The 25,945-nt window shown below is 61.9% G+C and carries 18 protein-coding genes and 1 riboswitch; of the genes, 10 read left to right on the top strand and 8 right to left on the bottom strand.

From position 1 onward, the window contains the following. Positions 1 to 59: 59 nt before the first annotated feature. A complete protein-coding gene (locus tag ABWI03_RS04275; RefSeq protein ID WP_124567628.1) occupies positions 60 to 1,658 on the bottom strand; it encodes an ABC transporter substrate-binding protein in 1,599 nt (532 codons plus the stop codon). Positions 1,659 to 1,998: 340 nt separating this feature from the next. On the opposite strand from ABWI03_RS04275, the gene ABWI03_RS04270 reads away from it, so the two are divergent. From ABWI03_RS04270 to ABWI03_RS04250, 5 genes are all read left to right on the top strand, one after another. Then, a complete protein-coding gene (locus ABWI03_RS04270; protein WP_124567629.1) occupies positions 1,999 to 2,550 on the top strand; it encodes a MarR family winged helix-turn-helix transcriptional regulator in 552 nt (183 codons plus the stop codon). A gap of 109 nt (positions 2,551 to 2,659) precedes the next feature. Further along, positions 2,660 to 3,859 (top strand): homogentisate 1,2-dioxygenase, encoded by a 1,200-nt coding sequence (locus ABWI03_RS04265; protein WP_298777286.1) that lies wholly within the window; start codon positions 2,660 to 2,662, stop codon positions 3,857 to 3,859. After that, positions 3,856 to 4,725 carry a hypothetical protein gene (locus ABWI03_RS04260; protein ID WP_298777285.1) on the top strand — a complete coding sequence of 290 codons (870 nt, stop codon included), beginning with the start codon at positions 3,856 to 3,858 and terminating at the stop codon, positions 4,723 to 4,725. Before ABWI03_RS04265 ends, ABWI03_RS04260 begins: the two co-directional genes overlap by 4 nt. Continuing rightward, positions 4,722 to 5,912: a fumarylacetoacetase gene (gene fahA, locus ABWI03_RS04255; protein WP_298777284.1), complete on the top strand. Its 1,191-nt coding sequence runs from the start codon at positions 4,722 to 4,724 to the stop codon at positions 5,910 to 5,912. Before ABWI03_RS04260 ends, fahA begins: the two co-directional genes overlap by 4 nt. Before the next feature lie 78 nt (positions 5,913 to 5,990). Further along, a riboswitch (SAM riboswitch) is annotated at positions 5,991 to 6,084 on the top strand. A 4-nt stretch (positions 6,085 to 6,088) separates the two neighbouring features. After that, positions 6,089 to 7,981: an FAD/NAD(P)-binding protein gene (locus ABWI03_RS04250; protein WP_298777283.1), complete on the top strand. Its 1,893-nt coding sequence runs from the start codon at positions 6,089 to 6,091 to the stop codon at positions 7,979 to 7,981. 52 nt (positions 7,982 to 8,033) lie between these two features. On the opposite strand, the gene ABWI03_RS04245 is transcribed toward ABWI03_RS04250, so the two are convergent. From ABWI03_RS04245 to ABWI03_RS04230, 4 genes are all read right to left on the bottom strand, one after another. Continuing rightward, positions 8,034 to 10,457: an ATP-dependent Clp protease ATP-binding subunit gene (locus ABWI03_RS04245; protein WP_124567633.1), complete on the bottom strand. Its 2,424-nt coding sequence runs from the start codon at positions 10,455 to 10,457 to the stop codon at positions 8,034 to 8,036. Positions 10,458 to 10,571: 114 nt separating this feature from the next. Beyond that, a complete protein-coding gene (locus tag ABWI03_RS04240; RefSeq protein ID WP_296552249.1) occupies positions 10,572 to 11,087 on the bottom strand; it encodes an Rv2253 family sensor-like surface protein in 516 nt (171 codons plus the stop codon). 12 nt (positions 11,088 to 11,099) lie between these two features. Beyond that, a complete protein-coding gene (locus tag ABWI03_RS04235) occupies positions 11,100 to 12,299 on the bottom strand; it encodes an MFS transporter (protein ID WP_296552248.1) in 1,200 nt (399 codons plus the stop codon). Then, on the bottom strand, positions 12,296 to 13,198 hold the full coding sequence (locus ABWI03_RS04230) for an NAD(P)-dependent oxidoreductase (RefSeq protein ID WP_095968752.1): 903 nt from the start codon (positions 13,196 to 13,198) through the stop codon (positions 12,296 to 12,298). Before ABWI03_RS04230 ends, ABWI03_RS04235 begins: the two co-directional genes overlap by 4 nt. 108 nt (positions 13,199 to 13,306) lie before the next feature. Between ABWI03_RS04230 and ABWI03_RS04225 the strand changes: the two genes are divergently transcribed. Further along, a complete protein-coding gene (locus tag ABWI03_RS04225; protein WP_095968751.1) occupies positions 13,307 to 13,885 on the top strand; it encodes a CGNR zinc finger domain-containing protein in 579 nt (192 codons plus the stop codon). Here ABWI03_RS04225 and ABWI03_RS04220 read toward each other — a convergent pair. After that, a complete protein-coding gene (locus ABWI03_RS04220; RefSeq protein ID WP_124567634.1) occupies positions 13,882 to 14,511 on the bottom strand; it encodes a TMEM175 family protein in 630 nt (209 codons plus the stop codon). The genes ABWI03_RS04225 and ABWI03_RS04220 overlap by 4 nt on opposite strands. A 216-nt stretch (positions 14,512 to 14,727) precedes the next feature. Between ABWI03_RS04220 and ABWI03_RS04215 the strand changes: the two genes are divergently transcribed. The 3 genes from ABWI03_RS04215 (at position 14,728) to ABWI03_RS04205 (ending at position 18,407) form a co-directional block, all read left to right on the top strand. Beyond that, a complete protein-coding gene (locus ABWI03_RS04215) occupies positions 14,728 to 15,978 on the top strand; it encodes an MFS transporter (RefSeq protein ID WP_298777282.1) in 1,251 nt (416 codons plus the stop codon). A 16-nt stretch (positions 15,979 to 15,994) separates the two neighbouring features. Continuing rightward, a complete protein-coding gene (locus tag ABWI03_RS04210) occupies positions 15,995 to 17,659 on the top strand; it encodes an amidohydrolase (RefSeq protein WP_298777281.1) in 1,665 nt (554 codons plus the stop codon). A gap of 97 nt (positions 17,660 to 17,756) precedes the next feature. Further along, a complete protein-coding gene (locus ABWI03_RS04205; protein ID WP_298777280.1) occupies positions 17,757 to 18,407 on the top strand; it encodes an LppP/LprE family lipoprotein in 651 nt (216 codons plus the stop codon). A 93-nt stretch (positions 18,408 to 18,500) separates the two neighbouring features. Here the strand turns inward: ABWI03_RS04205 and ABWI03_RS04200 are convergent, their stop codons facing one another. Beyond that, positions 18,501 to 21,956, bottom strand: a complete 3,456-nt coding sequence (locus tag ABWI03_RS04200) for an indolepyruvate ferredoxin oxidoreductase family protein (RefSeq protein ID WP_042921773.1) — start codon at positions 21,954 to 21,956, stop codon at positions 18,501 to 18,503. 321 nt (positions 21,957 to 22,277) lie between these two features. On the opposite strand from ABWI03_RS04200, the gene ABWI03_RS04195 reads away from it, so the two are divergent. Then, the gene (locus ABWI03_RS04195) at positions 22,278 to 23,033 is read left to right on the top strand and encodes a MerR family transcriptional regulator (RefSeq protein ID WP_095968745.1); all 756 of its coding nucleotides are present in this window, start codon (positions 22,278 to 22,280) and stop codon (positions 23,031 to 23,033) included. A gap of 6 nt (positions 23,034 to 23,039) precedes the next feature. Here the strand turns inward: ABWI03_RS04195 and ABWI03_RS04190 are convergent, their stop codons facing one another. Further along, positions 23,040 to 25,559 (bottom strand): helix-turn-helix transcriptional regulator, encoded by a 2,520-nt coding sequence (locus ABWI03_RS04190; protein WP_298777279.1) that lies wholly within the window; start codon positions 25,557 to 25,559, stop codon positions 23,040 to 23,042. Between the last annotated feature and the right edge of the window lie 386 nt (positions 25,560 to 25,945).

Genomic DNA, 25,945 nt, shown 5'->3' with positions numbered 1-25,945 from the left:
GCCACTGAATTTGCTGTCACACAGTGCTGTTCACAGCGACAGCAGAAGGGGAACAGTGGTCAGCTCAACCACGTATTGCCGAAGAGCAGAATCCCGTCCGCACTCGGGGTCACTCCGTGGACGTTCTCGCGCCACGGGATGAAGACCTTGCCGGAGTTGACCACGGCCATCGGCGCCGTCTCGTTGACCACTGTCTGAATATCGTCGATGACGGCTCGCCGTTCATCCTCGCCCGACGCTGTTTGCAGCTTGCCGAGCAACTCGTCCATCCGAGCGTTCTTGTAGCCGAGGATGTTCGACGGAGATTCGCTGAACAGATTGCCGTACATGCGCACGAAGGGTGACTCTTCCAGCACGTTGAACGCGAAGTAGGACACGTCGTAGTCGTGTTTTGCATACAGCATGGAAATCAAATCGTTGATGCTGGTCGCGTAGGTGATGTCGACCGTGAAACCCACTGCCTGCAAGAGCGACTGAAACGTCAGCGCGCTGCGTTGCGTCGCCGGATCGTTCATTCCGACGTATGTCAGTTTTCCGTCGTAGCCGTCGGCCTTCGCCTCGGCCAGATACTTCTTCGCGGCCTCGGGATCGAAGCCGTTTCCGGCCACCGAACCGTGCCACTGCGACCACGACGCGAACATGTCGGTGCCGGGTTCACCGAAGCCGCCTTGAACTCGCTCGTTGAACGTAGTCGGGTCCACCGCAGCGACAATCGCCTTACGCACACGCTCGTCTTTCGCTGCCCGATCGTCGCGCTGATTGATTGCCAGCACTCCGGCCATGCTGGCCGAGTACACGAATCCGGGATCGCCGGCTTCGAAAGCCTCGTGAATGAAATCGGGTGACTTCAAATAGGCAACCTGAATTCCGTCGGTGTGCAAGCCCTCGAGTTTGCTCTTTTCGTTGACGATTGCGGGAAAGCGCAACTTCTCGAGGTACGGCGCACCGTCCCAGTACGTCGGACGGGCCGTGAGCACCAATTCGTCCTGGGAAGCGAACTTCTCGACTGTGAACGGACCCGCTCCGACCGGGGTGAACGTACCGGTAGCCATCGACGAGGGTGCGACGATCATGCCGGGACCGGTGGTGAACATGATCGGGAACTCGTCCCACGGCTGAGCCAATGTGAAGACAACCGTACTCGGATCCGATGAATTCATCTCACGCACAGCGGTCTTCCACACCAGCGCGTGAGTACCCTTCTTCTGCAGATAGTGATCGATGCTCCACACGACTGCAGCGCTGTCCATCGGCGTGCCGTCACTGAAGGTGACACCGTCACGCAACTTCAATGTCCACACCGTGTTGTCGTCATTGGCCGACAAGGACTGTGCCAAGTGCGGAACATATTCGCCCGCCGCGGTATCGAATCGCATCAGAAGGTCGTAGATGGCTGCCATTTCGCTACCACCGGTAGCGCCGCCGTCCTGACGGTCAGCCGGATCGAGACTGCTGATCCCGTTGTACGTGGCAAACGACACCGTGCCACCCGAGCGTGGCTCTCCCCCGTCGTTCTGGTCACCGACAACTCCGACCGTCACGTCCGATGCATCCGTCGTCGTACCTTGGCTGCTACCCGCGCACCCGGTCACCACCAGTGTCGCCGACGCCAGGACAACCATCCAGATTCGAGCGCGAGCTCGGCACGAGCGCTTCATTGTGACTCACTTTCACAGTTCACGGACGCGTCGATCCTTGAAACCGACACCCGACAGATTTGTAAGCGAATTCTAGGTAAGGACCAATCCTGCGTCCTTGTTTTCGTAAAGCTGAAGCGATAATTCGAATCTGGGGCGACAGAAACAAGACACGAATTCCAGAACCTTCTGAATCGGATCCGCCGACATCTCGACATGCGCCGCACCCAGAGGAAACTCGTCGCCACTTGCGCCAGACGGCTCAGGGCTGTCGCCGAATTGCCGGGTTTCCGAGTTTCGCGAGAACATCCACAATCTAGTACACACATTTATCAACCGTGAGCCACGCTAGGGTTAGGCCATGAATGAGCGAACAACCGATGACCAACCAACCGTCGGCGAGCTCAACTTCTGGTCGTTCATCGAACTGGCCAACAAACGACTGGCCACCGAACACGGCTTTCGCGACCAGCTGGCCACCGAGGTGCTCTTGACGCTCAATCGGGCCTCGAACGTGGTCACCTACGATCTCGAGTCGTCGATCCACCGCCCTCGCGGCTGGTCATGGTCGTCGTTCCGACTGTTGTTCGTCACCTGGCTGGCCGGTCCGATCGAGCCGAAGGCTGCCGCCGAACTCACCGGGATGAGCCGGGCCGCCGTCTCCAATCTGTCCAAGTCGCTACTGGCAGATGGGCTGATCGATCGCCGTCCCACCGAGAACGACGGACGCTCAGTCCAGCTGTACCTGACCGACAAAGGCCGAGAAGCCATGGTCGAAGCGTTTCGCGAGCAGAACGAACGCGAACACGCCTGGGTCAGCGTCCTGAGCGAGGCCGAACAGCGCATCCTTGTCATGCTCCTGGACAAACTGATCACCAACCGCAGCCAGTTCGACGTACGCGGACGTAACTGACATAGACCCGAACCCCCTTGGAGGGTTGCGCCCATCACATCATTTTAGTTAATGTATTTACTATCTGGTGGAGGTGAGCCAGGCAGAACAGCACAGAAGGAGCCCCGTCATGGCGTTCTATCGACAACTCGGCAACATCCCACCGAAGCGTCACACCCAACACCGTGACGAGTCCGGCAACCTCTACTACGAAGAGCTGATGGGCGAGGAAGGTTTCTCCTCGGATTCTTCGTTGCTCTACCACCGCGAGATCCCGTCGGCCATCGTCGACGCAACAGTCTGGGAACTGCGCGATCAGAGCACAACCCCCAACCATCCCCTCAAACCGCGCCATTTGAAACTCCACACACTGTTTCCCGAAAGCACCTGGAACGAGACCGACGTGGTAACGGGCCGTCGTCTCGTCCTCGGCAATGCCGACGTGCGCCTGTCCTACGTCGTTGCGGCAGCGCCATCTCCCCTGTACCGCAACGCAATCGGCGACGAGATGGTCTACATCGAATCTGGCGAGGCGACCGTCGAGACTGTCTTCGGCACACTCGAGGCCCGTGAAGGTGATTACGTCCTGATCCCGATGTCCACAACGCATCGATGGATCCCCAAGGGTGACAAACCACTTCGTGCCTACACCATCGAAGCGAACAGTCACATCGTCCCGCCCAAGCGCTATCTTTCCCGCTTCGGCCAGCTACTCGAGAACGCACCGTTCTGTGAACGAGACCTGCACGGACCGACCGCGCCCATGATCGCCGAAGGCACCGACGTCGAGGTTCTGGTCAAGCACCGTACGTCGGCGGGCATCGTCGGCACCCGAATGGTTTATCCCACGCACCCTTTCGATGTCGTCGGTTGGGACGGATGCCTGTACCCGTACACCTTCAACATCTCGGACTACGAGCCGATCACGGGCCGTGTTCACCAGCCGCCGCCGGCGCACCAGGCCTTCGAGGGGAACAACTTCGTGATCTGCAACTTCGTGCCTCGCAAGGTCGACTACCACCCCCTGTCGATCCCGGTGCCGTACTACCACTCCAACGTCGACTCCGACGAGATCATGTTCTACTGCGGCGGTGATTACGAGGCCCGTAAGGGTTCCGGCATCGGGCAGGGTTCGATTTCGATTCATCCCGGTGGCCACGCCCACGGCCCACAACCCGGAGCGTACGAGCGAAGCATCGGCGCCGAGTTCTTCGACGAGTTGGCCGTGATGGTCGATACGTTCCGGCCGCTCGAATTGGGTGAGGGAGCCTTGGCGTGCGAAGACGGAGCCTACGCCTGGAGTTGGGCGGGACGGGGGCCGCAGCAATGACAATCGTCTCTCCCCTCCTGAGCGGCCTGTGCGACGACGCAGCACTCTTCCCGCCCGGCAATGCCCCTCTGGCCGAAGCAGTTCCGGCCCACGCCGCCTACCTGAAGGCAGATTACGACGCACTGGTGGGGCCCTTCGTCTTCCCCGCGCCTCGACTGAGCGAACTGGCTGCGTACGTCTCAGCGGACAGCCCAGCGACGCTGAGCCTGACCGTGCCGGCCGGTCCAGCCGATACCGCGGCCGCGCTGTCGAACGCGCTCGCCATCCCCGGCGTTCGCGTCGCCGCCGTCGAAGTGGGAATTCCTGACGGACTGGAGGCCGATGCCGCCTTCGCGGAGCTCGCCCGTGTCCATGCCGCTCATCCCGACATCGCTATTTTTGTCGAGGTGCCCCGAGGCGGCCGGCGCGCCGACTATCTCACGGCTCTCGAAACCGCAGGGTACTCCGCGAAGTTTCGCACCGGAGGCATTGTCGCCGAGGCGTACCCGAACGAGGACGAACTCGCCGATGCGCTGATTTCCGTCGTCCGAGCGAATATCCCGTTCAAGGCGACTGCGGGACTGCACCACGGTGTGCGCAACACCGATCCCGAGACGGGCTTCGAACAGCACGGCTTCCTCAACATCATGGTGGCCGTCGACGCTGCGAGGCGGGGCGCCGATCGTTCTGAAGTTGTTGCTGCACTGGCGCAGCGCGATGGCGAGTCGATCGCACGGGCACTGGCCGACCTGACCGAAGACGAGGCAGGCGAGGTGCGTCGCCGATTCCTCTCGTTCGGTACCTGCAGCATCTCGGACCCTCTGACCGAGCTGGAAGGCCTCGGATTGATCGTCCGCTCCGACAAAACCGAAGGAACTCTCGTATGACCGTCACGACCATCGACATTCCCGCCGACTCACTGTTCGGTCTCGACAATCTGCCGTACGGGGTCTTCTCCCCCGCAGGCGGGTCACCACGCGTCGGCGTGCGGGTCGCCGACTCGGTCGTCGATCTCGCAGCGACACTGGGTGATTCCGTCTTCGCCGAACCGACCCTGAATGCATTCATGGCTCAGGGCCGAGATCAGTGGGTTTCGGTGCGGAACCGGATCACGGAGCTCGTGACCGGCGAAATAGACTCGGATGCCGTGTTTTCCGTCGACTCGGTGACCCTGCACTTGCCGATCGCGGTGGCCGACTACGTCGACTTCTACGCCTCGGAGAATCACGCAACCAACCTCGGACGGTTGTTCCGCCCGGACGCCGCCCCCTTGATGCCGAATTGGAAGCACCTTCCCGTCGGATACCACGGGCGGTCGAGCACCATCGTCGTCTCCGGCACCGGTATCGTTCGCCCCTGCGGACAGCGGAAGGCACCCGATCAGGAAAGCCCGGACTTCGGACCGTCTCGTCGCCTCGACATCGAAGCCGAGATGGGATTCATCGTCGGAACTCCCTCGAAGATGGGCGATTCCATCACCCCGGACGAATTTGCCGAGCACGTCTTCGGCGCCGTCGTCGTGAACGACTGGTCTGCCCGAGACATCCAGGCGTGGGAGTACGTGCCCCTCGGTCCGAATCTGGGGAAGAGTTTCGCGACGTCCATCTCTCCGTGGGTTGTTCCGTTGCTTGCGCTCGAAGCAGCCCGAATCGACACTCCGGTGCAGGATCCCGAACCGCTTTCCTACCTGCGCGGTGAAGAGAAGTGGGGCCTGGACATAGATCTGGCCGTGGAGTGGAACGGTCACGTCGTTTCGCGACCTCCGTACGCCCAGATGTACTGGTCGCCCGCGCAGATGCTCGCGCACACCACCATCAACGGCGCAGCGGCGAGCACGGGCGATCTCTTTGCGTCCGGAACCATTTCCGGGCCGGACAAGGATCAGCGCGGCGCCTTCATCGAACTGACCTGGGGCGGAAAAGAACCCGTTGCAGTTGGCTCCGAGACTCGCACGTTCCTCGAGGACGGCGACACCATCTCCATCTCGGCCACCGCTCCCGGGGTCGGCGGTTCACGCATCGGCTTCGGCGATGTTCACGCGCGGATCCTGCCTGCAACGCAAACTGGAAGATAACGATTGACAACTGTTTGATTCACGCTGATCTGATGTCCGGAATTCCTTGCCTCACGATTCTCCAAAGATAAGCTGGACTAACCATCCAGAGCGATCGAGAGTCCTGGCTCCCTGACGTCGCAGCAACCCCCTCTACTGAGGTGCGGGTGCTTTCCGCCAGGTCCGATGGAGGACTCGTGCCAGGCGATCGACCCCGTACCTCGGTGGGGACACCTGCTGTCATCGTGATCGTGGGCGGTGGTCCCCGTGGTACCGGTGTACTCGAACGGATCCTCGCTCACGAATCGGTGAACACTGACCCCGCACCGATCGACATTCACGTCGTCGACCCATATCCGGCAGGCGCCGGCCGCATTTGGCGAGGCAGCCAGGCGCCGCTCCTGTGGATGAATTCGACAACCGCTGACGTCACGATGTTCACCGACGACACCACCGCGGTCACCGGTCCGGTAGTACCCGGCCCGACGCTCGCGGAATGGGTCGCCGAGAACGCGGCTGAGCTTGCCGAATTGCCCGAGATCGCGGCAGAAGTTCCGACTGTCACGCCGTCGTCGTTCGCATCGAGGTCATTGCAGAGCCGATACCTGAACTGGGTGTTCGAGACTGCAGTCGACTCTGCGCCGGCGCACGTCGACGTTCAGGTTCATCGACGATCCGTGGTCGACATCGTGAACGTCGGCAAGATGCAGAAGGTTCATCTGGACGACGGAGTTGTCATCGACGCGACGGCCGTCCTCCTCGCACAGGGGCACCCCGATGCGTTGGCTGCTCCGCGTGAAACCGCGCTGAGCAGCTTTGCGTCCGACCACGGGTTGACCTACGTAGGACCTGGATACACCGCCGACATCGACGCCGATGTCATTCCCGAACGCGAACCGGTTCTGATCGCCGGACTCGGGCTGGCTTTCATCGACTGGATGGTTCTCCTCGCCGAGAGCCGTGGCGGCAGCTTCGAACGCGGCGAAGACGGCGTCCTGACTTACGCTCCCTCGGGTCGAGAACCCCTGTTGTATGCCGGATCTCGTCGCGGCGTGCCGTATCACTCCAAGATTTCGTACTCGATCGCTGACGCGCGGCCACCGCTACCACGGTTCTTCACTGCTGATCTTGTGCCCGGCGACGGACCGTTGGATTTCCGAAACGACATCTGGCCCTTGGCGTCGAAAGAACTGGCAGGCGCCCACTATCACGAACTGTTCGCGTCGCACCCGGATCGAACGGTGGGCACTTGGGAGGAGTTCGACGCCGAATTCGCCTCGCTGGCTTGGGGATCGCCTCGATTGCAGGAACTGGTCGAGAACGCAGTTCCGAAACCGGAAGACCGTATAGATCTCGAGCGACTGAACCGCCCGCTCGGCGGTGAGCGCTACGACGGACTCGCCGACGTCCAACTCAGGATCACCGACTACATCTCGGCAGACGTCGCACGCCGGTCGGACCCGTATTTCAGCGCCGACGCAGCTGTCTTCTCAGCGTTGCTGTCGACGTACATGACCGTCGGAGAATTGTTGCGGCGCGGCAGAATCCCGGCCGAATCCGTCGCCAAGGACGTCGAGGGTTGGCTGCATTCGTTCTTCAGCTTCATTGCCAGTGGTCCGCCACCCGAGCGTCTGGAACAGTTGACCGCCCTCAACGAGGCCGGCATCGTGCAATTCCTGGGGCCGGATTCAGTGTTCTCCACCGAGATCGATCCGGCAACGGGAGTCGGGATCTTTGTCGCCCGCAGTGCGTCGCACACCGATATCGTGGCCGCGAACACCCTCGTCGAGGCACGATTGCCGGTCGCTTCCATCAGTGCGAGCGGCGACGCGCTCCTGCGGACACTTCACGGCCGGGGCGAGGCAGTCGAACTACGTGCCACCGCCGACAGTTCTGCGAAGCTCGCGGTCGACGGCACATCGCGAATTCTGCATCAGGACAACAGTGCGCATCCCCGCCGCTTCGCCGCCGGGCCGTGGGTTGCCGGGCACAACTGGTCGGCGGCATTCCCTCGCCCGCGCACCAATGCGGGGTTTTTCCGGCACAACGACGCCTTGGCTGCGGAGATTTTGGGCGCTGCGCGCCTGTGAGCGGTTAAGGAGTCCAGGGACTCCCTAACCGCTCACAGGGGCTGCGCCCCTCTTAGCTGAACACCAACTCACCCTCGTCAACCGCGACGGTGATGCTGCCGCCCTCTTCGAGGAGATCGTCGAGCAGCATGTCGGCGATCTTGTCGTCGACCACACGCTGGATCGAACGACGCAACGGGCGAGCCCCGAACTCGGGTTGATGCCCGTGCTCGGCGATCCAGTCCACGGCGTCAGCAGTGAACTCGATGTCGATGCCCTTGGACTGCAACCGCTTCCGACTGTCGTCGAGCAGCAGATCAGTGATCCGGTGCAGTTGCTCGGTGTCGAGCTTGCGGAAGATCACGATCTCGTCGATGCGGTTGAGGAACTCCGGCCGCATCGATTCGCGCAACCTGGCCATCACGCGGTCGCGCAGCGGCTTCTCCGCCGACTCTGCATCACCTGTGGTGAAGCCGAGTCCACCGGACTTGCTCGAGATTATGTCGGAGCCGAGGTTGCTGGTCATGATCACGACGGTGTTCTTGAAGTCCACCGTGCGCCCCTGGCCGTCGGTCAGACGCCCGTCGTCGAGCACCTGGAGCAAGGTGTTGAACACGTCCGGGTGTGCCTTTTCGATCTCGTCGAGAAGGATCACCGAGTACGGGTTACGACGCACCTGCTCCGTGAGCTGTCCCGCCTCGCCGTAGCCGACGTATCCGGGAGGGGCACCGACCAATCGGCTGACCGTGTGGCGTTCCCCGAACTCACTCATGTCGAAACGCAACATCTTGTTCTCGTCACCGAAGAGTGTGGCAGCCAGAGCTTTTGCGAGCTCCGTCTTGCCGACACCGGTAGGCCCGAGGAACAGGAAGCTGCCGACGGGACGATCCGGATCACTCATTCCGGTCCGACTACGACGCACGGCGCGCGCGATGGCACGGACGGCGTCGTCCTGTCCGATGACACGACCGTGCAGTTCCTCTTCCAGACGGCGCAGACGATCTTTCTCTGCCTGAGTCATCTGGCTGGCCGGAATACCCGTTGCACGAGCGACAACGTCGGCGATCTGTTCAGCGGTCACGTCCGGAGTTTCCTCGGAAGGAACAGAGGATCCTGCCTTCTCGAGACGCTTTGCGACGCCGTTGATCTCGTCACGCAAGGTCGACGCCTTCTCGTACAACTCGTCGGCGACGGCTTTTTCCTTGTCGCTCTCGAGCTGCTCGAGACGCTGCTGCAGGGCAGCGGTGTCTACCGTGGCCGTCTTCAGACGGAGCCTGGCACCGGCCTGGTCGATCAGGTCGATTGCCTTGTCCGGCAGGAACCTGTCGCCGATGTAACGTGCCGACAGCTCCACCGCAGCGGTGATCGCCTCGTCGGTGTAGTGGACCTTGTGGTGATCCTCGTAGCGACTGCGCAATCCACTCAAGATGGCGATCGCATCCTCGATCGACGGCTCACCGACCTGTACCGGCTGGAAGCGCCGTTCGAGCGCGGGATCCTTCTCGATGTTCTTGCGGTATTCGTCGAGCGTGGTGGCACCGACGATGTGCAGTTCACCGCGAGCGAGCTTGGGCTTGAGGATGTTTCCGGCATCCATCGCGCCTTCGGCTCCGCCGCCGGCACCTGCGATGGTGTGCATCTCGTCGATGAAGACGATCAGCTCGTCCTTGTGTGCGGTGATCTCGTCGATCACCTTGGTGAGCCGTTCCTCGAAGTCGCCGCGGTAGCGGGTACCCGAGACCATGCTCGAGAGTTCGAGCTGGACGATCTTCTTACCCACCAACGATTCCGGCACGTCCCCGTCGACGATGCGCTGCGCCAGTCCTTCGACGATGGCAGTTTTGCCGACGCCGGCCTCACCCACCAGAACCGGGTTGTTCTTGGTGCGGCGGGAGAGGATCTCGATGGTCTGTTCGATCTCGTCGGCACGGCCGATCACCGGATCGACGCCGCCGTTGCGGGCACGATCGGTCAGATCGACGCCGTACTTGTCGAGCGTCGGGGTGCTGGACTCGTCTTCGACTGGACCGGACGCGGGATTCTGAACCGCGGCCTGCAGCTTCTCCGGCGTGATACCGGCCGAAGCGAGCAGACGACCCGGAACATGATCGGGGTCACCGGCTAGTGCGATGAAGAGATGTTCGGGGTCGATGTACGTCGATCCCAGGGCTCGGGCCAGTTGATGCGCCTCGAGGAGAGCAGTTTTGACGGCGCTGCTGAGCGCGGGAGCGGAGTATGCGCCCTGCTCACGGCCCTGTGGTAGCCGCAGGTCGACGGCGTCGACCACGGACTTCGGGTCGGCTCCGGCGCGCTGCATGAGCGTGCGGACCGGATCCTGCTCCGCCATGACGCGGAGAACGTGCAGTGCATCGAGATCCGAATCACCGCGAGCAGCCGCTACGCGTGCAGCGTCAGCCATGAGTTGCTGGGTGGCCCTGCTCATGAGCCGGGAAATATCGATGCGACCGGGACCCTCGGGCCCGAAGAATGCTGGCATTCCGAAGCCTCCTTGCAGAAAGTTGAGCGTTACTGACTCAATTAACGTGCATGGGGCCCGATCAATTCCCGAGGGCTCAGATTTGTTTCAACGCCTTCAGACGGACGATCGTTCTCAACTACCGAAAGATCCGGTAGAACGACCTACCGGGTACGCCTCGATGTGCATGATCACCGATCCCGCGCAGGGACCACTCTTGATGTCGGTCCGCCACGAACCTTTCAGACTGCCATCGGGCTGCGGTGTGTAGTACGCGTCCGAGTGCGCCGGCGCCCACACCTTCGGCATTCCCTCACCCTGATAGCAATCCCACTCCCAGTCATACGGATGCACCCAACTGGTTCCGTCCCAGGTGTATCGAGCCGGCTGCGGCAAAGTCGGATTGGCGGGAGCCGGCCCGCCGACCACGGTGGCAACACAAACTCCGCCCGAGCAGTCCGTCTCGAACGTGTATGTATCGGAGAAATCCGGCTCCCACTGGCTGGCGGCCAGACTTGTACCCGTCTTGGTCGCGGCGAAGCGCTTGAGCGAGTAATCACCGGACCAATTCGCATCCGCAGCCCCCGCGGGCATCGCCCCGGCGACAAACCACGTAGCAACGAGAGCAACCACCAGCAACGACTTTCGCATGCGTGAAGTGAATCACAAGCTATGTCCGAATTGTCGGATACTGACCACAAGAACACCGACGACGATCAGCACCAGCGCCACCAACGGCAATGCTCCCGCATCTCTGTCCGCCAAGATCAGCCCACCCACGAGGCCGCCCGCCGCGATCGCCGAATTGAAGATCGTCACGAATACCGATTGCGCAGTGTCCACAGCGTCGCCCGTCGTATCCGCGAGCGCAGTCTGAAGGAGAGTGGGAGCACCTCCGAATGCCACGCCCCACACCGCGACGCTGAGTGCGATCACTGCGAAGCTGTCACCGCCGACGCCCAAGCCGGTCAAAGCTGCTGCAAAGACCACCAAGCTCAGGACGGTGAGCCTTCGAAGCGCCCGGTCGACGAACACCCCGACCACACCGATGCCCGCGAAGGCGAAAAGTCCGAACACGAACAACACGGTCCCCAACCGATCGCCGAAACCGATGCGATCCAGAAACGCCGCCAGATACGTGTACACGATGTTGTGCGCGAGGATCCACAAGAACGCGACCAACAGAATCGGTCGTACGCCTGGCAGGACCAGGACTTTCCGCACCGACAGCTGTCGATCCGCATGTTGCCCGGGAAAGTCCGGCATCACCGTGAGTATCCACACGACCAGAAGTAGCGCAGCAACCGACATCACGGCGAAGACGACGCGCCAATCGGCCAAGGTCCCGAGCCATGCCCCCATCGGAACGCCGATAGCCAGCGCGATCGGCTGTCCGACGGAGGCAACCGCAACGGCCCGCCCCTGCAGACGAGGGGGCGCCATCCTGCGTGCGTACCCGGCAAGCAACCCCCACACCACACCTGCTGCCATGCCCGCCAGAAACCGAACACCCAAGGTGAGAACAAGATTCGACGACAGCGCTGTCACCAGATTGAAGACACCGAATCCAACAGTCGCCGACACCAGGACAGCACGTCGTCGCAATCCTCGGGTCAATGCGATCAGTGGTACCGCCCCGACGACGGAGCCCAACGCGTATGCAGTGACCAATTGCCCGGCGCCGGAGACAGATACGGACAGTCCTGACCCGATCTGCACCAGTAGTCCGGCCGGCATGGTTTCGGTTGTGATCGCGATGAAACCTGCCATCGCGAGTGCCGACAACCCGGCCAACGGTAGCGCTCGGACGGAATCGGTCTCCGCCAGTGCCGAAGTCGCAGTCCCGTCCGAGTTTGCGCTCACCTCGTCGGTGTTTCGGGACTGCCTTCACCCGACTGGCCGGAACGGACCAGTTCTGCAATCGACGCCCAGTCCATCTCGCCCTGACCGTTCGCCAGAGCCTGAGCAAGCACGCCCCGAAGTACGCCACCGAACGGCAAGTCCAGATCGACGCTGTCAGCGGCGTCGAGCGCAAGCCTCAAATCCTTGAGACCCAGAGCGGTGGTGAATCCTGCCGGCTCGTACTGACGCGTCGCGACGAGGTTTCCGTAGCTGGAGTAGACCGGCCCGGGGAAGATCGTCGAGGTCAGCAGTTCTACGAGTTGGCTTCCGTCCACACCTGACCTCTCCCCCAATGTGATTGCCTCACCCAAGGATTGAATCGCGGAGAGGATGAGGTAGTTACCGATGATCTTGACGATGTTGGCCTGCTCCGGACGCTCACCTTGTGGCCACGTGCGAGCCCCGATGACGTCGAGGAAGGGCTGCACTCGCTCGAGGAGGGAACTGTCGCCGCCGGCGATGATGTTCAACTGGCCAGCCTGAGCAACAGAAACGCGTCCGAATACCGGCGCCGCGATGTACCCGATGCCGTACTCGGCGTGCAGTGCGGCGGCGCGCTTGGCAAGGCCGACGCTGACGGTGGCCATGTTGACGTGCACGGTTCCACTCGGAACGGATGTGAGTACGGCGGGATCCAGAATGGCCGCAGACACGGCCGAATCATCCGCCAACATCGACAGTACAACGCCGGACTGGAATGCCTCGGCAACGGTTTTCGCGCCGGTCGCCCCTTCCGCGACCAGTTCGGCTACCGCTTCAGGGCTGCGATTCCACACCGTCACGTCGAAGCCTGCACCCATCAGATTTCGAGCGATGGGACGACCCATCGCACCCAGACCGACCACGGAAACAGAAGTCATGGATTTCCCTCTCGAAAATGTTGAACCACCTAAGACGGTTCAACACTCTCACACGGGTACAGTTGCTGTCGAACCGGTTGAGATGGTTCGCCACAAAGGAGGACGAAAGTGAACGAAGCAGGAGCTGATCAATCCGCTCGGGACGTGTTTCGACTCGACAACGACACGCTCGCCTTCCGCTTCACCGCCACCCTCACCAACCGGAACGGCTCGAGGTTCGAACGACTCACGAGCCCGCAGCGACTCGAATTATGGTTACGCGCCAACGATCTGATGGACACCCCAGCAACCGCGACAGAAGACGACCTCCGCGGCGCACGGGATTTACGCGAGGCCATTCATCGCATCGGAACCGCCGTGTGCGAGGACCGCCGCGCCTCACGCGCAGATGTCGGGATCGTCAACACCGCATCCGAACTCGGTGATGCCCACCTCGTCCTCGAGAGTGGCCGAGCCCTCTGGAAATCAGCCGGAGACAATCCGATCCGCGACGGTTTGTCGATAGTGGCCGCCGACGCAATCGCGGTACTCGGTGGACCCGACCGCGACCGCGTCAAAGCCTGCCAGGGCGACGGGTGCACCGGCCTCTACGTCGACACCAGTCGTGGCAACAACCGACGCTGGTGCTCGATGAACATCTGCGGAAACAAAGCCAAGAAATCCGCGATGACCGCTCGCGCCGACTAGCTCATCTCACCTTCACGGCCACTCCATTTCGCCGCCGCCCGATCCCACAGCTTCTCGATGGGCGTCGACAGCAGGAGAAGAAGCAGCGGGAAGTACGACGTCACCGGAACGAGCACACTGACGAGCAGTGCCACCACCATGATCAGGAAAGTGACGATTTCAGCGGTGAAATGCGGCTTCGCATTCTCTTCACTCAACGACGGGTTGCGAACCAGACCCCACGCGACCACCGCGAGGCACGCAGCACTGGCTGCCATTGTCCCGATGTAGAGAGCCCTGGTTCCGAGATCTTGTGACGGCGCTGCAACCAGCGCCGTAGGGAAGGGCAAGAACACGATGGTCATCACCCACAACCCCAGTCCGCGCACGACCACCTTGTCTCCGTCGATCACAAAACGAAGCAGTCGATGCTGCGACCACCAAAGACGGAAGATCACCAGAAAGCTCAGAGCGAACGAGTAGAACTGCGCAGCGTGATCGCCCAGCAGTTCCGACGTGGTGCCGTGGTGGTCGCTGGTCAACTCGACCAGCGGAAGCACGAGCAGCGTGATCGCGATGGCGACAATCGCGTCGACGAAAGTGACGTAGCGCTCGAAGTAGCGGGTTCGTTCCGCAATCTCAGCCATTGCGGAAGCATAAGCCTCACAACAGGAAACAGACCGGCGACGCCACTTTGCGGGAGCGGGTATCCGGAAACATACAATTAACGAATCAAATTCGTTAGATCCCTTGACCCTGACGGAACCCATCCCCATACTTAACGAATCACATTCATTAAGTGACTCGCATCACGCCACCAGGGGTCGGTACTGCCACCCCCTTCAGGACATGGGGTTGCCCTAGTGCCGATCAACGCTTCGACGAATACGCAGTCCGACCGGGTTCCGCTCACCGCCAACCGCGGTGTTGCTGTCTTCAGCATCGGCGTCATGGGGTTCATCACCGCGAACCTCATCCCCCTGATGATCGTGGCAATGGTCGAGGACCTCGGTGTCACCGAATCCGCCGCCGGCGCCGTCCTGACCGCATCGCTGCTGGTCTGCGCATTCACCTGCCTCGCCACCACTCGTATCGCATCGGGTCGGCATCGTCATCTCCTCGGCCGCGTCAGCCTGATCGCGATGGCGGCCGCATTCGGCATTGCGGCCATCGCGCCGTCCACGGTCATCGCGTGCGCCGCGATCATCATCGGCGGCATCGGCGCTGGTGGATCCGCGTCCGTTGGCGGAGCGGCACTGGCCGCGCTCACGAACCCAGACCGGGCATCGAGCATCAGCGGGCTCGTGAACCGTCTCGTCGTCACAGCCGTCCTCGCCCTCATCCCCATCCTCGGCACACACATGACCAACGCATTCGGCATCGTCGCAGTCCTGGCACTGGCAACCGCCGCAACGGTCACCTGGTTGCCGTCGTCCCCGGTGAGAGAGTCGCCGGAGACGGCGAAGTCCGCCAAGACGACCACAACTCTCCCCGCCGGGGTCAGCGCAAAACGACTCACTTTTGCCGGAACCGCATTTCTCGCAATGCTTGCAGTCTGGGCGATCAGTGAGGACTCGCTGTGGGCAGTACTCGGCATCATGGGTTCCGAGCACGCCGGGCTCTCGGATCAACAAATGAGTCTCGCACTGAGCGCATCGACGGCGGGTGGTGTGCTCGCGGCTGTTGCCTTGACCGCGTTGGGTTCTCGGGTCAGTCGGACAATATCGATCTCCGTGCTGCTGATACTCGGGGCAATTCTGAAGCTGTCTGCCAGCCTCACCACCGATCCCACGATCTACCTCGCACTGGTCATCGCATGGAACACTATCTACGCAGCCACGTTCATCGTCTTGGTTGCCATCTCGGCCGCTCTCGACGCGGCCGGCCGATGGTCGGCCCCACTACTGGGCACCTACCTCATCGGCTCCGCGTTCGCGCCGCTGTTCGGAACTTCGGTGACGGCGAGCCTCGGGTATCCGACCTTCGGAGTCATCATCTCGGGGATCAGCTTCGTTCTCTTGGTCCCGTTCGCCTTGGTTTCCCGACTCTCCGCACGCACCGAGGGTGCGTATCGTCACCACAGCGCCGCCATCACTACTACCGTCATCGCGTAAGGATCACGTAGAAGTCATGAATGACAGCATCACTCACTACCGCAACGGAAAGATCTTCACGGCTGCCGACGACGGATGGGCCGAATCGATAGTCGTCGAGGACCACAAACTCAGATTCGTGGGCGAAACCGTCTATGCCGAAATCCTGGCTCCCGACGCCGAGGTGATCGACCTCGAAGGTGCCGTCGTGCTACCCGGTTTCGTCGACGCACATACACATTTGGTCATGATGGGATTCGCCCTGCAGAAGTTGGATTTGCGTGACGCCACAGATCTCGCCGACATTCAGTCCAGCATCAAGCAATTCGCGGAATCGAACCCGGACGCACCACGCCTGTTGGGTCGCAGTTGGTTGTTCTCCGCACTGGATGGAGGACACCCAACGCGAGAGGTGATCGACGCCGTAGTGCCCGATCGTCCGGTGTACCTCGACGCCAACGACGTACATTCGGTCTGGGTGAACACTGCAGCACTGCGTGAACTCGGCATCGACGCGGACACTCCCGACCCGATCGGAGGTCGTATCGGCCGGGATCCGGTCACCGGAGAAGCCACCGGAATGCTGTACGAGACCGCCATGATGCTCTATGTCTGGCCGAAACTGGCGGAGCTCGCGTCCGACGAGGACCGGGACGCCGCCCTCGCGCTCGCGTTCCGCCACTATCTCGAGGACGGCGTGACCGGTGCGGTCGACATGGCTCTCGGCGCGGACGAATTAGCCTCGCTGGAAAGAGCATTGGACGCCGGAGGCGGCACATTGCCACTGCGCGTCGCGGCTCACTGGCTGATGACCCGCGAGGACAACGAGGCCGACAACGTCCGACAAGTTCACGACGTGATCGAGCTTCACGAGCGCGTCCAAGGTCCGTGGCTCCGTATCGCCGGAATCAAGATCATCATCGACGGTGTGATCGACAGCTGCACGGCCGCAATGAAAGAGCCGTACTCGGACGGCACCAACGCCGAGCCCATCTGGGATCTCGAGTCGTTGATCCCCGTCGTGACGGCCGCAGACGCCGCAGGCCTGCAGATCGCGATGCACGCGATCGGCGACGAGGCGTCGGAGATCGGATTGACGGCACTCGAGTACGCGATCGCTGCCAACGGAGACATTCCCCGCAGGCACCGAATGGAACACTTGGAGTCGATCACCCGGGACAACGTCGAAAGGCTTGCCCGCCTTGGCATCATCGCGTCGATGCAACCGGTTCACGCTGACCCTGCGATCCAAGAGAACTGGCAGGCAATGCTCGGCGACTACCGGGTGAATCGCGCGTACCCGTGGCCTGAATTCACCGAAGCCGGAGCGGTTCTGGCGTTGGGTTCGGACGCTCCGACGGCGCCCCATCCGCCGCTGCCGAACATGTTCATCGCCACCACCCGTCGATCCGCAATCGATCCGTCGCTGGCACCCAACCTGCCGGGGTACGCTCTCCCCCTCGCGGACGCGCTGGCTCACGCAACCCGCGACGCTGCATACTCGTGCAGGTGGGAAGATGTGACCGGCCAACTGGTTCGGGGAAAAGCAGCCGATTTCGTCGTATTGAAACAAGATCCGTTCACCGAAGGGGTCGATTCTCTTCTGACCACGGAAATCGCGATGACCGTGGTTGCCGGATCCGTGCGATACGACGCCACCCGGGCAGAGAAGACCGAAGCACAGCACACCGAAACCCGATAGCTGATCGTTACCAGTTGTTCGATAACGCGCGCATGCGGCCCGGCGACAGAACGAAGGAGGGACGTGAACTCGTGAACCCATACACTCTGGAGGACGCATGCGCAGGAAAGCTCCGATTTCGGCCGCCGTCACTGTCTCTGCCCTGGCAACCACCGCTGCCCTGATCGTCGCCGGTTGCGGGTCGACCGAAGGAACACCTGAAGCGGCGGCGAGTTCCACGGCAGCCAGTTCAACGGAGTCGGCGACCTCGACGGCAAACGAGCCCGAGACGACGGTAACGAGCTCTCCCCCGCCACAATCGAACACCCGCACAAGCTCGTCAGCGACGACTGCAATCCCGGCCTCGGGTCCCTGTCTCGACGTCGACTCCTCGCTCGTCACCGACGCGATCGGCACGCTGGGCACCGACATCAACGGAGGCAAGTGGATACCGCGATCCGCGAGCGAAGAACAGATCGGGAATTGTCCTGATCTGCTCTGGGTTTCGGTGGACGGCGACGGGGTCGGCGATGCGACGTATCAGTCACACGTCCTGTTCTTCCACGACGGAACATACCTGGGCACCGCTACCAGCGAGCCGTACTCGTACACACACGTCATCGACAGCAACAAGGATTCGGTATCCGTCCAATACCGTTGGCTGCTGGACGACGATGCATTCTGCTGCCCCCAAGGCGGACCGAACCTAGTGAACTTCACGTGGAACGGCAGCGCCGTGGTTGCCGACGGCCAGTTCCCGCCCTCCTGAACCTGCCCGGGTCGGAGTGGGCCCTGAATACAACTGTGCCCCAGTGACAAGGTCACTGGGGCACAGTCTTCTTCGATCTACTCGTCGGCGATCCTACTCACCGACACCGAGTTCGCGCAGGCGAGTCTTGTACAGCTCGATGTTGCCGAGCTTGATGTCCTCGTAGCCGCGAACCACGTCCGGCAGTGCCGCGATCTCGACGGCGCGATCGTATCCGTCGGTTGCGAGCGTACGAGAGAGATCAGCGATCATGGCCTCGTACTCGGCGAGCAGTTCACGCTCGACCTTGCGAACGTGCATGTAACCGAAGGGATCGAGCTTGGTACCGCGAAGCTTCTTTCCCTTGGCCAAAACCTTCAGTGCAACATGCGACTTGGGCCCGAGACCGATCTTCTTCTTGCGGCCCATCACTCGGAGGATCGGGGGGTGGAGCTTGTAGGTCAGGTTCTCCCCGGCCGGCACCTGCGACTTGACGTCTTCGATGAAGGCAGGATCGACCAGCATGCGAGCAACCTCGTACTCGTCCTTGTACGCGGTGAACTTGAACAGGCCGCGGGCAACAGCCTCGCTGAAGTCGGTCCGCTCGGTTGCGGCACGTTCGGCGGTCCAGACTGCCTGAACCTGATCGATGTAACGCTGGGCGATCTTGACGGACTGGAACTCGATGAGCTGCGCCGCACGCAGTTCCACCAGTCGCAGGGTTTCACCGGTGAAGGTGGTTCCGGCGAACATGTGAGCCGGTGCGACTACGGGTTCGCGGACGGACTTGGCCGGCGTGGTGACGGCCGAGAACGCTGCGGTGTCGGCAATTGCTGCACGACCCCAACGGAATGCCGCGATGTTCGCGTCCACGGCAACGCCGTTGATGCCGATCGCTTCTTCGATGGCCTCGGCCGGCAGACGGAGTCCGCCGCTCTGGTAGGCCGCACCGATCAGCAGGAAGTTGGCGGCTGCGGTGTTACCGAACAACTCCTGTGCCGCGGCGAGTGCGTCGAACGAACGCAGGGTGCGCGACACCTTGTCGAGACGGGCGAGGAGTGACGTCTCCTCGGGGTAGCGAACAGCCTTGTCGTAGACCATGTCGCCGGTCGGCGTCTGCGACGTCGAGGCGATGGAGACCGTCTTCTCGGCATTGCCGTAGTCGAGGTTCTTGTTGTCCGTCGCGGTCAGCAGGTCGAAGGCGACGATGCAATCGGCACTGCCCGGGGTGAGGCGGTTGGACGGCTCGAGCGCGCTGGAGCTGAAACGCAGGTGCGAGACAACAGGTCCGGCCTTCTGGCTCAGTCCGATCTGGTCAAGGCTCTCCACCTCGAGGCCGGCGCGCAGTGCCGCCGTTGCGAGCACCTGGTTGACGGTCACGATGCCGGTGCCACCGATGCCCGCGAGGAAAACGTTCTGCGTGCTGGTGAGCGGTCCGAAATCAGGATCTGCGACGACGGGCGGGACGGGACGTGCGGCCTTGGGAGCCTTCTTGCCCGGCACCAGTTCGACGGTCACGAACGACGGGCAATCGCCGTCCATGCAGGTGTAGTCGGTGTTGCAGGACGTCTGGTCGATTTTCGTCTTGCGGCCGTACTCGGTGTCCACGGGCTGGACCGAGAGGCAGTTCGACTTCACACCGCAGTCACCGCAGCCTTCGCACACTGCCTCGTTGATGACGACGCGAGTGTTGCGAGTGGGCAGCGTGCCACGCTTGCGCTGGCGACGTGCGTCGGCCGCACAGTGCTGGTCGTAGATCAACACTGTGACGCCCTTGATCTCGCGAAGCTCCTTCTGGGCCTCGTCGAGGCGATCGCGGTGCCAGAGCTTGGTGCCCTTGGCCAGAGCGCGCTTGTTGTGACGCGAAGGCTCGTCAGCGCAGATGATGATCTGCTTGACGCCCTCGGTGGTCAGCTTGTGGCTGAGTTGAGCAACGGAGAGGGCACCTTCCGCGTCCTGTGCACCGGTCATCGCCACTACCTCGTTGTAGAGCAACTTGTAGGTGATGTTCACGCCTGCGGCGATGCATGCCTGGACAGCCAACTGACCGGAGTGGAAGAAGGTGCCGTCGCCGATGTTCTGGAACAGGTGAGGCACGTCGGTGAACGGTGCCTGCCCGATCCACTGGCTGCCCTCGCCACCCATCTGCGTCAGGCCCGTGACAGCGCTGTCCTCACGGCCGGACATGGTGACGAGTGTGTGGCAACCGATTCCGCCGCCACCGATGGAACCCTCGGGGATAGCGGTGGAACGGTTGTGGGGGCACCCGCTGCAGAAGTACGCGGTTCGCTTGGCGGAGAGCACGTTCAGCGACAGCGGGGCCGGGAGGGTGCGCTTGAGCTCGACGTGGGGCTTCAGTACGCGCCGCAACGGGGCGAGCAGCCGGCCTGCGGTCAGTTCACCGCTGGCAGGCATGAGCAGACGGCCCTGGCCGTCACGCTTGCCGATGATGCGAGGGGCATCGTCGGTGCCGTACAGGACTTCCCGGATCTGCGCTTCGATGAACGCGGTCTTGTCCTCGACCACGACGATCTGCTCGAGGCCTTCGGCGAACTCCTTGATCTTCTCGCCCACGACGGGGTAGCACATTCCGATGCGAAGGAGACGGATCCCGGCGCGGTGCAGCGCGGCGTCGTCGACACCGAGGTCTGCCAGAGCTTGTCGGACGGAGTCGAAAGTTGTACCGGTGGCGGCGATACCGATCTTCGCACCGGAGGGGTTTACCTCGATCACATCGAGGTTGTTGGCAGTTCCGTACGCGTGCACGAGATCCCATCGCGGGCCGTACAGATCGGCCTCGGCGATGACACTGTCCGGCGGCGCGGCCATCTGACGCTGCTTGTAGACGAAGGGCTTGCCCTCGAACTGCACTTCCGGAACCACGATGTCGAAGTCCGCGATGCTGCCGTCGATCGTCCAGGCGCCGTCGGCGACGTCGGCGACGATCTTGAGCGCTACGACACAACCGGAGACACGCGAGAGCGCAACAGCGTGCATACCCATCGTGATGATCTCTTCGGCATTGCGCGGGAACAGAACCGGCACACCCATCGCGGCAAGCGAGCGCTCACTGACGGCCGGAACCGTGGAGGACTTCGACGCCGGGTCGTCGCCCACCAGCAGGACTACGCCGCCCTTGGGGTTCACGCCGTACATGTTGGCGTGGCGAATGGTGTCGGTAGCGCGGTCGACGCCGGGGCCCTTGCCATACCAGACGCCGGTCACGCCGTCGTGGGTCGCGGTTCCTGCGGGGAGGTCCGTCTGGCTTCCCCACACCGCGGTGGCAGCAAGTTCCTCGTTGAAGCCCGGAATGAAGGTGATGTCGTGTTCTGCGAGCACCTTGGGCATGCCGTGAAGCATCTTGTCGACGCCGCCCAGCGGGCTGCCCTGGTAACCGGAGACGAAAGTGGCAATACGCTTACCTGCCCGGATGTCGCGAACATGCTGCTCGACGAAGCCGCGTGCAATTGCCTGAACACCGGTCAGCAACACCGGTCCCGATCCCGACCGGTACCGATCATCGAGGTCATAGGGCTTGGCCTGGGCTACGCCCGACACCAGTTCAGTCATCGTGGACCACCGTTCCGTCTGCAGTGCATTTCAACTACCGTGCATTTTCAACAACCGCGTAACTCGATCTGTTCAGATGATCGTGGTCGAGGTATGTGAAAGCGTCAACAGAGGCTTGTTCAACTATTCAAATTGACAGTTTGTGAGCCAAATCACGTGACCTAGGTCATCGAATCAATCAGTTGGAGACCCGTTCGTGGCGATACGGCGAAACGGACATAAAACGTTCCTGACAATACAAACCGAGAACAGCCTTGACATTGACGCAACGTCAACTTGCATGCTGAATGAGCGAAACCGATCCGAGAGTAGGAACTTCACGTGAGCGAATGGTCCATCCAAGAACTCGCCAAATCCGCCGGTACCACCAGCAGAACGCTGCGTCATTACGGCGATCTCGGACTCCTGGAACCGAGCCGCATCGGCGCCAACGGCTACCGCTTCTACGACGAAGACGCCCTGGTGCGACTGCAACGCATCCTGCTGCTTCGGGAACTCGGACTCGGATTGCCGGCCATTGCCGAAGTCCTCACCGGTGAACGCGACACGGCCGCCGCGCTGCGTACCCACCTCGAACTCCTCGAGCAGGAGCGCACGCGGATCTCGAGACAGATCGAATCGGTCAACAGGACCTTGAACAAGACGAAGAAAGGTGAATCACTCATGCCGGAAGAAGTTTTCGACGGGTTCGACCACACCCGATACAAGGAAGAGGTCATCGAGCGTTGGGGTAAGGACGCCTACAGCAGCGGCGACACTTGGTGGCGGTCGATGTCGGAGCAGGACCGGACAGCGCACCTGCAAGCTCAAGCCGACATCGCAGCGGCATTCGGAAATGCCCTGACAGCGGGCCTGTCCGCGGAAAGCGACGACGTCCAGACGATTACCCGCAGACAGTTCGAGTGGATAAAGATCGGTTGGCAGGGAAGAACTCCCAGCGCCGACGCCTTCACCGGACTCGGCCAGATGTACGTCGACGATCCCCGCTTCACCGCAAACTACGACAAGTACGGAGAGGGCACCGCTTCGCTGGTCCGTGACGCGATGAAGGTCTACGCCGAGCGCAACCTGCACTGACGTCGCTCAGTCCTGCCCACTGCCGAGGAGGTTGTGTCGGTGCGCTGCCGCGACGGCCTCTTCCCGGGAGTGCGCACCGAGTTTGCGATACAAGGCTCGGAGGTGACTCTTCAACGTGTTGTTGGATACGAACAACTTTCGTGCGATCTCACCGATCGGAATACCGAGGTCCAGTTCCACGAGAACGTCCATCTCCCGTTTTGTCAGTTGGACCCGAACGATGGCCGCCGGATAAAACTGCGGCGCTTCGGATTCGAGAAAAGCTGTGACGGCACCGCTCGGGCCGTCGGCCCGCTCCTCGAGTTGCCTGATCAGATCACGCGGAACAGTCGCCAACGCCGACAGGACACCCGAGGTTTCAAGTATTCCGCAAGCCTCCTCCCACTGGCTCGCAGCCGCGGCGATGCTGCCCAGTTCACGGAGCGCCGCGCATTCGATCAGCAGGGATTCGAGGCGATACCGTGCGAGATACTGCCCACTCCAGTCGATTCCGCGACACATTTCCAAGGCCTGCGACGAGGATCCCGTCAAGAGATGCGCGCGAGCGGACGAGACCGTGACGACAGCGAACGTGTGCGCGGCGGCAACTGATTCTTCCAGCGCCTTCGTCCCCTCTCCCGAAGCCAACAGGAGATCGATCCGCGCTGCGGTGAGAAGGGCGTCACCGAACGATCTGTCGCATGGATTCACGTGGCCGTCAGTTGCCACCGCGCGCTGCAGAGAGATCAAGCCCGAGAACGGATCGGATTGCAGCAGAGAAAATCTGGTGTATGCGTAGGCCGCGAATGCCCACAGGTCACCTGGCGGGGTGATCTCGGCGAGCGCGTCCATCGCCGCAGCGCCCGCGTCTCGGTCCAGGCTGTCGTACGCCACCAACGCACGTGCGATCGCTCCGCCCATGTGCGAAGGCGGTCCCAACCATCCCGAAACATCTGGATGTGTACGTTCGAGGCGAAGCCACTCGGTCGTGTGCGCGACGTCCCCGATCAACGCGGAGTTGAGTGCTGCGTTGCCTGCTGCGTGCCGCAGGACGAACGCCGGGCCATGCTCCACGGCACCTTGATACGCGAGACGTAGTTCCACTGCGGCGTCACCGAGGTCGCCGGTCAATTGATGTGAGACTCCCCAGATGAGCCGCAGTGCTGGAAGCTGAGACCCCAACGTGCCCAACGACTCGTCGCCGAGTCCGTACACGACGTGTGCCAACCTGCGTGTGATCTCGGTAGAGCGTTGGTACTTACCGGATGTTCTCAGCACGACGGATTGGACGGTCCCGACGTTCAACAAGCTGTGCGCATGCGGACTACCACCTATCGCACGCAATTCCGCCGGTTCCGTCGGCAACGAATCGCCGTTGATCAACTGCGGCCTCAGACGTGATTCGAGCAGGTCACGCCCCACCAGAATCGAAGAGTTCGAACTCAGTACGTCGCCGGGTATCGATTGCAACGCAGTCCGGACCAACCCGGTGTGATCGACCAGAAGATCGGCCCAGTGACGCTCGAGTATGTCGAGCACCCTGGTCCACTTGCGTCCGTCCAAGGCGTAGTGAACGGCACCGGCTATATCCGAAGTCCCGAGAGCGTGATCGACGAGAACCTGGAAGGGATCTTCGAATCCATCCCCTTGTTCGGTCCGTATCTGCATGAATGCCAGGCGAACTGACGGCGCAAAGTACCAGGACGGTTCCCCTTCGAGACTATTCCGGAAGATCAGACCAAAAGACTCGAGCAAGTCCAATTTGCCTGCCACGTCCAGATCGTCGGACAGGACACGAGCGATCTCCGGCGTCACCGTGCGGGCAGCGGCGATCGTAGTCGCGAAGTCGAACAACTCGAGCGACTTGCCCGATCGAGGAGCGGTCCGACTGACGTACGCGTGGATCGCCTGGTCCACTCGCTGCTGAACGCGTTCACGTCCACGGCTCGGTTCACTCAGCCCCGCAACCGCACTCAGAGCAACCTTCATCAGCACGGGAACGCCGGCAACGCGTTCACAGATCGAATGGACGACGCCCGAAGGAAGGTGGATCCCGGCCTCCGCGAACAGAACTGTGGACTCGTCGAGCGTGTACCTGAGGTCGTTCGCGCACAGGTACTCGTCCACGCGGACGTCCTCGAGCAAGTCCGTCGCAGATCGATCCTGCAGTGTGACAATCACTTTCAACCCGGTAAGCCGTACGATCAGATCCACGATTCGGCGTCCCACCTCGTCACCCTCGACCAGGTCGATGCGGTTGAACACCAACACGAATGGAGCGGGCGACGAATCGAGTAGTGATTCGATTGCCCCCACCGGATCCTCGTGCATTCGTGGCGGGGCCTCGAGTGATTCCAGCGAATCCCGAATCACCGCGAGCGCGGTGTTCCAGTACTCGAGGGGAGTCATCCGAGTCGACGGCGCCGGCACCCAGACAACCGGCCTGTTCGGCACCTGCCCGAGAGTCGTGAGCCACAGCGCGGCGAGTTCCGTCTTGCCGAACCCACGAGGCGAATCGATGACCGTCAATCCCGCCGAGCGTTCCATCAATCCGAGCAGGCGAGGACGAATCGCCGTGGCTCCGCGCCCAGCGAGCCGCCTTTGCAGCGTGCCCCGCCCTCGAGGATTTCGCTTTGCTCGAGATAGCTGCGATCGATTCGAAGGGGACGTCATGACGGCCGACAAACGAGCAGTCGATCCCCGCCGAACTCGAGATTTCGTTCGAGCATCGAACTCCCAACCCGTCCACCCATAACGAACAACATAGACAGAATCGCCGCGACGCGCGAGCACTGGCCGTCTCACAAATACGCCCGATTTGTCTCATTATGTGGGCTCAACGATGCCGAGTTGTAGATTGTGCGAACTCGACCCCTCCCCGAACTGCCCCTCGCCCGTAGTGCCCGACTGGCCTCGTGACCTGCGCGTGAGCA

The sequence above is a fragment of the Rhodococcus baikonurensis genome (assembly GCF_040489275.1).
Classification (GTDB): domain Bacteria; phylum Actinomycetota; class Actinomycetes; order Mycobacteriales; family Mycobacteriaceae; genus Rhodococcus_F; species Rhodococcus_F baikonurensis.
This window is presented reverse-complemented; position numbering and strand designations above follow the sequence as displayed.

Coding starts and splice junctions, on each gene's coding strand:
- ABWI03_RS04275 (WP_124567628.1), bottom strand. CDS start 1,658: ATGAAGCGCTCGTGCCGAGCTCGCGCTCGAATCTGGATGGTTGTCCTG.
- ABWI03_RS04270 (WP_124567629.1), top strand. CDS start 1,999: ATGAATGAGCGAACAACCGATGACCAACCAACCGTCGGCGAGCTCAAC.
- ABWI03_RS04265 (WP_298777286.1), top strand. CDS start 2,660: ATGGCGTTCTATCGACAACTCGGCAACATCCCACCGAAGCGTCACACC.
- ABWI03_RS04260 (WP_298777285.1), top strand. CDS start 3,856: ATGACAATCGTCTCTCCCCTCCTGAGCGGCCTGTGCGACGACGCAGCA.
- fahA (WP_298777284.1), top strand. CDS start 4,722: ATGACCGTCACGACCATCGACATTCCCGCCGACTCACTGTTCGGTCTC.
- ABWI03_RS04245 (WP_124567633.1), bottom strand. CDS start 10,457: ATGCCAGCATTCTTCGGGCCCGAGGGTCCCGGTCGCATCGATATTTCC.
- ABWI03_RS04240 (WP_296552249.1), bottom strand. CDS start 11,087: ATGCGAAAGTCGTTGCTGGTGGTTGCTCTCGTTGCTACGTGGTTTGTC.
- ABWI03_RS04230 (WP_095968752.1), bottom strand. CDS start 13,198: ATGACTTCTGTTTCCGTGGTCGGTCTGGGTGCGATGGGTCGTCCCATC.
- ABWI03_RS04220 (WP_124567634.1), bottom strand. CDS start 14,511: ATGGCTGAGATTGCGGAACGAACCCGCTACTTCGAGCGCTACGTCACT.
- ABWI03_RS04210 (WP_298777281.1), top strand. CDS start 15,995: ATGAATGACAGCATCACTCACTACCGCAACGGAAAGATCTTCACGGCT.
- ABWI03_RS04205 (WP_298777280.1), top strand. CDS start 17,757: ATGCGCAGGAAAGCTCCGATTTCGGCCGCCGTCACTGTCTCTGCCCTG.
- ABWI03_RS04200 (WP_042921773.1), bottom strand. CDS start 21,956: ATGACTGAACTGGTGTCGGGCGTAGCCCAGGCCAAGCCCTATGACCTC.
- ABWI03_RS04190 (WP_298777279.1), bottom strand. CDS start 25,559: ATGGAACGCTCGGCGGGATTGACGGTCATCGATTCGCCTCGTGGGTTC.